The organism is Nitratidesulfovibrio liaohensis (genome assembly GCF_011682075.1).
Classification (GTDB): domain Bacteria; phylum Desulfobacterota; class Desulfovibrionia; order Desulfovibrionales; family Desulfovibrionaceae; genus Cupidesulfovibrio; species Cupidesulfovibrio liaohensis.
This window is the reverse complement of the sequence record NZ_VSMK01000014.1, coordinates 1-9,932: the sequence shown is the minus strand read 5'-3', so window position 1 is coordinate 9,932 and position 9,932 is coordinate 1. Positions and strand designations below refer to the sequence as shown.

Sequence of the window (9,932 nt, the reverse complement as noted above, 5' to 3'; positions counted from 1 at the left end):
CGGCCGCAAGGAGCCCGGCCCCCATGTGTCCCTCGCAGCCGCCCCACGCCCCCCAGTCGCCCCAGTCGCCTCCATTTCCTCCGCCCGGCGCCCCCCGCCCGCATGGCCGCCCCGCCTGCGTGCTGTCGGTGGAGGACGATCCGGTCATCCGGCAGTCCATCGCCGGGTGGCTTTCCGATGAAGGATACCTGGTCCTGGAGGCCGAGGACGGCATCTCGGCGCTGCGGGCCGTGCGCGAACAACGCCCCGACGTGGTGCTGCTGGATCTGGGCATTCCCGGCATTTCCGGCGACGCGGTGCTGGAACGCATGGCCCAGGAATCGCCCGAGGTGCCCGTGGTGGTCGTTTCCGGCCGGGCCGAGATCGGTGATGCCATCAACGCCTTCAAGCTGGGCGCGTGGGACTACATCACCAAGCCCATCCTGAACATGAACATGCTGGCGCTCACGGTGCGCAACTGTCTGGAACGCCGCCGCCTGCGCGAGCGGCTGTCGGCCATGGAATCGCGCTATTCCGGACTGGTGCAGGGGTTGCCGGTGGTGGTCTTCAGCCTGGACGACACGCTGGAGCTCACCTTCGTCAACGAGGCCTGCCGCACGGTGCTGGGCTGGACGCCGGAACAGGCCCTGCTGGAACCCGGCTGGTTCATGGCCAACGTGTTCCCCGAGGACCGCGAACGGGTGCGCGGGGCATTTTCCGGCGCCTTTTCCGCCAACACGCCATTTTCGCTGGAATTTCGCATGATCAACCCGCGCGGGATACCTCTGTTCGTGCAGGCCCGTTCCACCGCCGTGGCCTCGCCCGACCTTGCGCGCGGCATGCCGGGCCGCATCGAAGGGGTGCTGATCGACCTTTCGCGCCGGGTGTTTCTGGAACGGCTGCTGGTGCAGCGCGAAAAGCTGAACACCCTGGGCGCGCTGGTGGACGAGATAGCCCACGAATTCCGCAACCCGGTCTTCGCGCTGGCGGGCTTTGCCCGCACCCTGCACCGCAAGTTTCCGGACGCCCAAGAGGCGGAAGTGGTGCTGGAAGAAGCCACCCGGCTGGAAGCCCTGATCAACCGGGTGCAGCAGTACCTGGCCCCCGTGGACATCGTGCCCCGCCCGTGCAGCCTTGCCGCCGTGCTGGACTTTGCGGCGGACCTGCTGCACGCCCCCTTGCAGCGCAAGGGGGTGGAACTGCGGGTGGAGGCCCCCGCCAACCTGCCGCCCGTGCAGTCGGACCCGGATCTGCTGGCCCAGATCGTGGTGGGCATGGCGGGGCTGGCCGTGGAATACGGCGTGCCCGGCAGCGAAGCCGTGCTGCGCTGCCGGGACGCGGGCCGTGGCCAGTTGGTGGAGGTGCTGCTGCGCACCGAATCGCCCCTGGCCCACGACACGGAACTTTCGCTGATGCCCTTCGGCGACCAGCAGGGACCGCAGCCGCTGGCCGTCAGCTACAAGCTGGCCCGCGACCTGAGCTGCCTGCTGCACGTGCGACGCGAACCGGACGGCCTGCTGCTGATGCTGGCCGTGCCCGTGGACCCCGGTGACGTGGCCGACCTGCTGGCCGAAGAATAGCGCGCAACGTCCTTCGCCCCCTTTCCGCCCCTTTCCACCCCTTTCCGCCGCATCCCGCTCCCAAGGCCCGACCCTTCAGTGCGCCGGGCCTTTCCTTTTATCCGGCGCATGCGTCCGGTGCATGCGTCCGGCTCGGCGTTGCACGCAAGTCCCGCGCGGCCTGCCAAGCCGCCTCCATGCCCCCTCCACGCCGCCCCGCGTGCCTTCCCCGCCCCACCCCGCATCCGGTAACACGCCTGTCCCGTTCGTGCCGCCTCATGATTATCATTCGCCGCCCATGCCGCCCCACCTACGGTCGAGCATCCACAACCCCCATCAGGGAGGCGAACCCGATGCACCGTATCCGATGTCTTGCGGCGGCTTTCCTCCTGCTCCTGCTGCCCACGGCGCTGCTGGCGTACGAGGTGCCCAAGGAGATCATCATCAAGCGGCCGGAAAAGAACCCGCCCATGGCCGCATGGGTCGTTCCGGTCACCTTTCCCCACGGCAAGCACGCCGTGCTGAATTCCTGCAATTCGTGCCACCACGAAGAGTCGGACAGGACGCTCGGCCAGTTCCTGCCCTGCACCCAGTGCCACAACAAACCCACGGTCACGGAAACCTCGTCGTTCTACATGGCCTGGCACAACGACAGCACCCACAGTTGCCTGGGCTGCCACCGCAAGATGCGCGAGGCCGGAAAGATGCCGCCCCTCTCGTGCACCCGTGGCTGCCACAAGAAGACGGAGGCCCAATGAACGCTCTCGCCCAACTCGTGGCGCGCCGTGCAGAGGCCGATGAACGCGGCGTCTCGCGGCGCGACTTTCTGAAATTCTGCGGCATGGTGGCCGTGGCCATGGGGCTGGAGGCCTCCATGGGCGCGCAGATCGCCCGTGCGCTGGAAGGCAAGAAGAAGCCTTCGGTCGTGTACATGCACGGCGCGGAATGCACCGGCTGCACGGAAGCGCTGCTGCGCCTGGTGGACCCGTACTTCGACGTGCTGATCATGGAGGTTGTCTCGCTGGACTATTGCGAGACGGTCATGGCCGCCGCCGGGCATGCCGCCCACGCGGCGCTGCAAAAAGCCATCAGGAACCCTGACGGGTATTTCTGCGTCATCGAAGGGGCCATCCCCACCCGCGACGGCGGAGTGTACGGCCAGGTAGGCGGGCAGACCATGCTGTCCCTGTTTACCGAGGTGGCGGGCAAGGCCAAGGGCGTCATCGCCATGGGCAGTTGCGCCAGCTACGGGGGCATCCAGGCCGCCGCGCCCAACCCTTCCAGGGCCATCGGGGTAGGCGCCGCGCTGAAACCGCTGGGCATCGCGCCCATCAATCTGCCCGGCTGCCCGCCCAACCCCGTGAACTTCGTTGGCACGGTGGTACACCTGCTGACCAAGGGCCTGCCCGACCTCGACACCTCGGGCCGCCCCAAGCTGTTCTACGGCAAGACCGTGCACGACATGTGCGAACGGCGGCCCCACTTCGACAAGGGCGAATTCGCCCCCACGTTCTCGTCGCAGCAGGCGCGCGACGGCTGGTGCCTGCACAAGCTGGGGTGCCGTGGCCCATGGACGTACAACAACTGTCCCACCGCGCTGTTCAACCAGACCACCTGGCCGGTGCGCTCGGGCGCGCCCTGCATCGGATGCAGCGAGCCCGGATTCTGGGACCAGCTTGCCCCCTTCAACCGCGACGTGCGCGAAAAGGGCGATGACGCCTGAGGAGGCATTTCATGGCTGACAAAGCCTATACCGGCCGCATTGTGGTGGACCCGGTCACCCGCATCGAGGGACACCTGAAGATCGACGTCTCGGTCAAGAACGGGGTGGTGGACAACGCGTGGTCCAGCACCCAGCTGTTCCGGGGGCTGGAAATCATCGTCAAGGGCCGCCCGCCGGAAGACGTGCACAACTACGTGCAGCGCGCCTGCGGCGTATGCACCACCACCCACTCGCTCACCAGCATCCGCGCCGTGGAAAACGCCATGGGCTTCAAAGCCCCCCCGGCGGCGGAACTGGTGCGCCACCTGATTCTGGCCACGCTCATCGTGCACGACCACCTGGTGCACTTCTACCACCTGCATTCGCTGGACTTCTGCGACGTGGCCAACGCCCTGAAGGCCGACCCCGTGGCCGCCGCAAAGCTGGCGTCCGAAGTTTCCGGGCGCGATGTGCCCCCCGGCGACCTGTTCGTGGTGCAGGGCAGACTGAAGAAGTTCGTGGATGCCGGGCAGCTGGGCTGGCTGGATAACGCCTACTTCCTGGGCGGGCACCCGGCCTACCGCCTGTCGCCGGAAGAAAACCTGGTGCTGGCCGCCAACTACATCGAAGCCTTGCGCGTGCAGATGAAAATCGCCAGGGCCATGGCCATCTTCGCGGGCAAGAACCCCCATTCGCAGACCATGCGCGTGGGCGGGGTGACCTGCTACGAGGCCCTGCGCCCCGAACGGCTGGCGGAATTCCGCGCCCTGTACGAGGAATGCCGCACCTTCATCAACCACAACTACCTGGGCGACCTGACCATTCTGGGCCGCCGCTACCCGGAGGTGGCATCTTACGGGCGCACCACCAACTACATGGACTTTTCCGACTTCCACGACCCGGAAACCGGCAAGGACCCGTTCTTCCGGGGCGGGGTGCTGTGGGGCCACGCCATCGGCAAGACCGAAGAACTGGACCCCGCGCAGATCCAGGAACACCTGTCGCGCGGCTGGTACAAGCCGGGTCCGCCCGCCCATCCCTATGACGGCGTGACCGACCCGGACTACACCGGCTACGACCCCAGCGGCCACTACTCGTGGTCCAAGGCCCCGCGCTACAAGGGCGAGGCCGTGGAAACCGGGGCGCTGGCCCGCCGCCTGATCGCCTATTCCCGCGGGGAAAAGGAAACCGTCACCCGCATGGACGCCTGGCTTGCCGCCTGCAAGCTGAAGCAGGAAAACCTGTTCTCCACCGTGGGCCGCACGGCGGCGCGCATGGTGGAAAGCGTCATCCTGATGAACCGCGTGCAGGGCTGGCTGAACGATCTGGAAGACCGCGCCAAGGCCGGTCCCGTGGAAATCTACAGGGAATGGACCATGCCCGACGAGGCCAGGGGCGTGGGCTTCTGCGCGGTGACGCGCGGGGGGCTTTCGCACTGGATACGCATAGAAAAGGGCAAGACCGCCAACTACCAGATGGTGGTGCCCAGCACGTGGAACCTTGGCCCGCGCTGCGACAAGGGCAAGCCGTCCGCAGTGGAGCAATCGCTGATGGGCAACCCGGTGCTGGACCCCGACCGCCCGGTGGAGCTCTTGCGCACGGTGCATTCGTTCGACCCGTGCATTGCCTGTTCCGTGCATGTGCTGCACGCCGGGGGCAAGCGGTCGTTCCGCATCCTGTAGCGCTTGACGCGACGAACGATCAGGGCGGTGGCCTGACCTGCGAGCAATTCGGCAGCCAATCCGGCGGACTGACAGTTCGCCGCTGTCTGGCGACCCGGCGGTACCCCGCCCTCAAAAGACACCACAAATGAACAACGGGGCGGACCGCGCACATCGCGCAGTCCGCCCCGTTTCGCATCCATTTCAGATTGTGTGCCCGTCGTGTTTGGCCGTTCCGCACCTTTCGGGCAGGACGCCAGCGCACAAAGGGCTGTCCGGCCCTACGCTTCCGGGCTCAGGTACGGGTCATCGGTGGCCAGGTAGCCGCGCACGTAGTCGTCCACGCCGTCTTCCAGCGACCGGAAAGGCACGTCGCACCCGGCCCGGCGCAGCTTGTCCATGCTGGCCTGGGTGTAGTTCTGGTACTTGCCCGCAAGGTGCACGGGCATGTCCATGTATTCGATGACCGGCTCGCGGTCCATGGACGCGAACACGGCGCGGGCCAGGTCGTTCCAGGTGCGCGAGGTGCCGGTGCCCACGTTGAACACGCCGCCCACCTCGGGGTGCTGCAACAGCCACCACATCACCTCCACGCAGTCCTTCACGTACACGAAGTCGCGCATCTGGCCGCCGTCGGCGTAGTCCGGGTGGTTGGAGCGGAACAGGGTGATGCGGCCCGCGTTGTTCACGTTGTGGAACGACTTGCAGATGACACTGCGCATGTCGTCCTTGTGGTATTCGTTGGGACCGTAAACGTTGAAGAACTTCAAGCTGGCGATGGAATCCAGCAGGCCCTCGCGCCGCGCCCACAGGTCGAACAGTTGCTTGGAGTAGCCGTACATGTTCAGGGGCTTCAGACGGGGCATCAGCGCGTCGTCGTCGGAAAAGCCCAGCGTGCCATCGCCGTAGGTGGCGGCGCTGCTGGCGTTGACGAAGCGCGCGCCGGTCTGCATGGCCAGCGTGCACAGCATGCGGCTGTAGCGGAAGTTGTTTTCCATCAGGAAGTCGGCGTCGCGTTCCGTGGTGGACGAGCACGCCCCCATGTGCACGATGGCGTCCACTTCCCACGGCAGGTCGCCGTGCAGGACCATGTCCATGAACCCGTCGCGGTGGATGTAGTCCGCGTAGCGCAGATTGACGAGGTTCTTCCACTTTTCCGTGGTGGCCAGGTTGTCCACGACGATGATGTCGTCGATGCCCATGCGGTTCAGCTTCCAGACCATGGCGCTGCCGATGAACCCCGCGCCGCCGGTGACGATGTACATTTCAGGCTCCTTTGCGAAGGCTGCCCGGCAGGCGCGCCGGGCGTGCGGCATGATGCCGCGATGCGGGCCGCAGGGCAAGGGGGCGGCGGGTGGATGGCCGCCATGCCCGTGCAGTGAAAATGTCCTAGATGCCCGTGGAAGGGAGAACAACCAGCTCCGGGCCATTCGCCGTCATGCGCACGGCCACGCCGTACATGGCCGCCGTGGCCGCAAGGGTGCGCCCCAGCAGAAAGTCCAGTTCTTCCATGGCCACTCCGGCGCGTTCACGCACGATGGACCGGAAGGCGAAGTCGAAGCGCACGGCTTCAAGGAACGTGGCGACGGCAGGGACAGCTTCGGCCATGCCCGCCATGCCCGCCAGACGGGGCGGGCTGTCCTGTCCATCCGAGGCTTCCGAAAGCGGCATCGGGTGCGCCATGCCGGGGTTGCGGGCGCGCAGATTGTCCGCCGCGCGTTGCAGGGCCGCTCCCGTGGCGGCCAGCACCGCGTAGCCGCAACGTTCCTCGTGCGCGGCCAGAATGTCGGCCCACGGCACGCCGGGGGCGGCGCAGCCGCCGGAAGCCGCCTGATCGGCAGGGACTGCCGAATCGGGAGGACCGGCGGGACCGGACTGTTCGACATCGGTTCGGCCGGCAGCGGCTCCCGCGCGTTCCGCCGCGCCTTCCGCCCATGCCGCCAGCACGTCCAGTCGGGTCACCCGGTCCACGGCATGCAGGGTCTTGATGGCCCAGGTATCGCGGCACAGCAGGGCGCGGCATTCGGCGGGGCGATGGGCGTAGACGCCACACCGATTGTCGGACTGGTTCAGGAACAGGCAGGTCCAGTCGCCGTTGCCAGCGGCCATGCGCGGACGCAGCTTCACCAGTTCGCGCTCCAGCGGGCGCAGTTGGCCGTTCAGATCGCGGGCCAGTTCGCCCGCGCGCAGGGTCAGGCAGTGTTCCGGCGCCAGATGCCCGGCCCGGAACAAGGCAAGGTCTTCCGTGTGCAGGGCCGGCCCGCCCTTGCGGCAGCAGGTGCCGCAGCCCCGGCAGTCGATGTCGGTGTCGTCGGCCTGCGGGGCCAGGGCGGGCATGTCGTGTTCGTTATGCATCCGGATTCCATTAGGGATGAAAAAGCGTTGTGCGCAGGCCGGTTGTGCGCGGTCAAATCAAGCGCAGCGTTCGCAATGCTGAGGCCGAGCAGCGGAATGAAGATCGGGGAGCCGGGGCGGGACGAAGGGGCTTGCTCGCTACGCCGGGTTGGTGCGCCCGCTCCTGATGTTCCGCCCGGTGCGGGCCGTGGCCGGACCTATGCCGGAACGTCGCCGCGCACGCTCCGAACCACGCGGACATGGAACCGGCAGGTGTCGTCCTGCCAGCCCACGAAGCCCATGGACGCGCTGACGAACCACCCCGCCGTGAACGACTTGCGGTCCGCCGTCCACAGCGGGTCGGAGACCGGGTCCAGCACGGGGGGCACGCAGTGGCCGCCCCCTTCCGGCGGCGGGGCCAGCAGGGTGCACACCTCGTCCACGGTGGGCAGCCGCCAGTCGTCGAACCCGGCGAAGCGCGCCGCGTTCAGCTCGGCCACGTGGGCGCGGGCCTCGGTCAGGGTCAGGCCCCATTCGCTGCCGCCGCGCTGCCACAGCAACCCCGTGGCCGGTTGGTACGCCACCAGCGCGGCAAGATCAATCGGGCTGGCGGGGGGATTGGCCGGGGCGGCGGATTCGGGGGAACCGGAAGCGTCAGAGGCAACAGGGCCAGCCCCGCCGGGCACGGCGGATGCGCCGGGGGTGGCTGCATCGGGCCTGCGGGAACCAGTGGAGGATGCGCCCGGGGCGGGCAGGTTCGGCACGGGAAGCCCCGGCAGCAGCCCGCAGGCCGGACCGCCGTTGCGACCCGCACCCGATGCAAGAGATGACGGCGCGAACACTCCGGCGGGCCGCCACAATTCGTCCAGCCCGAACAGGGCGCGGGCATGGCGAGGCATGACCTTCACCGGGGTGGACCTGACCGGAGTGGACCTGACCGGAGCAACCGGGCCGGGCAAGGTGACGTTCACCGTCGCGTCGCCAGCCGTATCCGAAAAATTGGCACCCGCCGTGCCCGCCACCCCATCGGGTGCAACATCCGCTCCGTAGTCCGCATTGCCCGGCACGTCAGCATCATCGGTCAAGCCACCATCACCCGTTGCCCCATCCCCTTCCGGCAGCAGGCACACCGCGTCCACCCGCTGACGCCACGCGGCCACCAGCGCATCCAGTTCCGCCGCCATGGTCCTGGCGTCCGCAAAGCGCTGCGCCGGGTCGCGGGCCATGGCCCGCGCGAAAAAGTCGTCCCACGCCGCGTCCAGTTCCGCGTGGCGTTTGCTGATGCGGGGGATGCGCCCGCCAAAGGCCTCGTCCGTGGGCAGCACGCCGGTCAGCATGCGGAACAGCATCACCCCCACGGCAAACAGGTCGGCCCGGCCATCCACCCCGTCCGGGTCGCGTTCCTGCTCCGGCGCGGCGTAGTATGGCGAACCCACCTTTACCCCGCGCGGCAGACGCTGCGTTTCACCGCCCAGACGCGACAATACGCTCGTTTCGCCGCGCAAGCGCGACAGGGCGCCAGTTTCGCCGCGCAAGCGCGACAGGCCGAAGTCGATGAGCTTCACGTCGTCTTCGGCGGTGACCATGATGTTGAAGGGCTTCACGTCGCGGTGGATCACCCCGGCGTGATGCATGCGGGCCAGCGCGTCCAGCGTCTGCGCGGCGTAGCGGCAGGCGCGCGGCAGCGGCAGGCGGCGGGTGGGGGCCTCTACCCGGTAGCTTTCGCCGATCAGCAGCCCCAGGTTCAGGCAGTAGTATTCCATGACGAAGAAGGGCAGATCGCCGAAGCGGGCCACGCGGGCGGCGCGGTCACGCTCCGGGTCGCAGGCCTCCGGGGCGGCGGTGTCGACGGCTCGCGCATCCCCCGCGACCTCCACAGCCTCCGCAGCCTCCACAGCCCCCGCAGCCTCCACAGCCCCCGCAGCCTCCACGAGCGGGTTCCCCTCTCCCCTGCCCCATGCAGCGGGCGGCGGGCAGAAGTCGTCGCCGGAGGGCAGGCGCAACGTGCCCGCCGGGGCCACGTCCACATCCCACACCGCCGCCACGTGGGGGTGGTCCAGCGCGGCCATTACCTGTGCCTCGTGCAGGAAGCGGCGGCGCAGGTCATCCATATCGCTTGGGTCGGAAAGGTCGGCCAGCGCGTCGGCGGGGCGCAGCAGCTTCAGCGCGGCGATGCGCCCGGTAACCGGCTGGCGCACCTTGTACACCGCGCCCATGCCGCCCCGACCCAGCAGCCCGCACACCGTGTAACGACCTATGCGCATGGGGAAAATCCTCGGGACGGGATGCGCGCGGCGCGCGGGGGGAGAATTGGCAGAAAAGCGGGCGCGCCCGCCGGAATGCCCACGGAGTGGCGGCACCCCTGCGGCAGGGAGCGGGACAGGACGTTGCAGAACATGGTCGGACGCATCATGGCGGGGGGGATCATGATGGGTCGGCGCATGACGTGGCGGGACGGGGTTCTCTGCAACATGGCGTCGGGCACCCCTTACAACAATCGCAGCACATACCGTTCATTCACCCCCGCCTCGCGGAAGCGCCGGGCGGCGTCCTGCACGTCGTAGGGGACGAAGCGCACCGTCAGGCGGCGCGGGGCGGGTTCCCACAACAGGTACTTGGCGCGGTTGTCGCCGTCGCGCGGCTGGCCCACGCTGCCCGCGCTGATCAGGTAACGCCCCCCGGCGGGCAGCACGCGCG

General features: G+C 68.2%; 7 protein-coding genes and 1 pseudogene. 4 read left to right on the top strand and 4 right to left on the bottom strand.

Translation table 11 applies throughout. The annotated features are described in order from the left end of the window. The 4 genes from FVW27_RS00810 to FVW27_RS00795 form a co-directional block, all read left to right on the top strand. On the top strand, nt 1-1,559 hold a 1,559-nt coding region (locus FVW27_RS00810; protein ID WP_341806019.1), incomplete at its 5' end, for a response regulator. A 332-nt stretch (nt 1,560-1,891) separates the two neighbouring features. Beyond that, entirely contained in the window at nt 1,892-2,296 is a 405-nt protein-coding gene (locus tag FVW27_RS00805) for a cytochrome c3 family protein (protein WP_167121885.1), read from the top strand. Further along, nucleotides 2,293-3,261, top strand: a complete 969-nt coding sequence (locus FVW27_RS00800) for a hydrogenase small subunit (RefSeq protein ID WP_167121883.1) — start codon at nt 2,293-2,295, stop codon at nt 3,259-3,261. Before FVW27_RS00805 ends, FVW27_RS00800 begins: the two co-directional genes overlap by 4 nt. 11 nt (nt 3,262-3,272) lie before the next feature. Next, nucleotides 3,273-4,922 carry a nickel-dependent hydrogenase large subunit gene (locus tag FVW27_RS00795; protein ID WP_167121880.1) on the top strand — a complete coding sequence of 550 codons (1,650 nt, stop codon included), beginning with the start codon at nt 3,273-3,275 and terminating at the stop codon, nt 4,920-4,922. Between the two features lie 260 nt (nt 4,923-5,182). Here FVW27_RS00795 and rfaD read toward each other — a convergent pair whose 3' ends face one another. The 4 genes and pseudogenes from rfaD to FVW27_RS00775 form a co-directional block, all read right to left on the bottom strand. Further along, on the bottom strand, nt 5,183-6,166 hold the full coding sequence (rfaD, locus tag FVW27_RS00790; RefSeq protein ID WP_167121878.1) for an ADP-glyceromanno-heptose 6-epimerase: 984 nt from the start codon (nt 6,164-6,166) through the stop codon (nt 5,183-5,185). A gap of 124 nt (nt 6,167-6,290) precedes the next feature. Beyond that, complete coding sequence (locus tag FVW27_RS00785) at nt 6,291-7,256, bottom strand: YkgJ family cysteine cluster protein (protein ID WP_167121876.1); 966 nt, start codon at nt 7,254-7,256, stop codon at nt 6,291-6,293. A 197-nt stretch (nt 7,257-7,453) separates the two neighbouring features. After that, a complete protein-coding gene (locus FVW27_RS00780; protein ID WP_167121874.1) occupies nt 7,454-9,499 on the bottom strand; it encodes a protein kinase domain-containing protein in 2,046 nt (681 codons plus the stop codon). Between the two features lie 224 nt (nt 9,500-9,723). Next, nucleotides 9,724-9,932: pseudogene (locus FVW27_RS00775) on the bottom strand (metallophosphoesterase family protein); the annotation flags it as partial.

Coding starts and splice junctions, on each gene's coding strand:
- FVW27_RS00805 (WP_167121885.1), top strand. CDS start 1,892: ATGCACCGTATCCGATGTCTTGCGGCGGCTTTCCTCCTGCTCCTGCTG.
- FVW27_RS00800 (WP_167121883.1), top strand. CDS start 2,293: ATGAACGCTCTCGCCCAACTCGTGGCGCGCCGTGCAGAGGCCGATGAA.
- FVW27_RS00795 (WP_167121880.1), top strand. CDS start 3,273: ATGGCTGACAAAGCCTATACCGGCCGCATTGTGGTGGACCCGGTCACC.
- rfaD (WP_167121878.1), bottom strand. CDS start 6,166: ATGTACATCGTCACCGGCGGCGCGGGGTTCATCGGCAGCGCCATGGTC.
- FVW27_RS00785 (WP_167121876.1), bottom strand. CDS start 7,256: ATGCATAACGAACACGACATGCCCGCCCTGGCCCCGCAGGCCGACGAC.
- FVW27_RS00780 (WP_167121874.1), bottom strand. CDS start 9,499: ATGCGCATAGGTCGTTACACGGTGTGCGGGCTGCTGGGTCGGGGCGGC.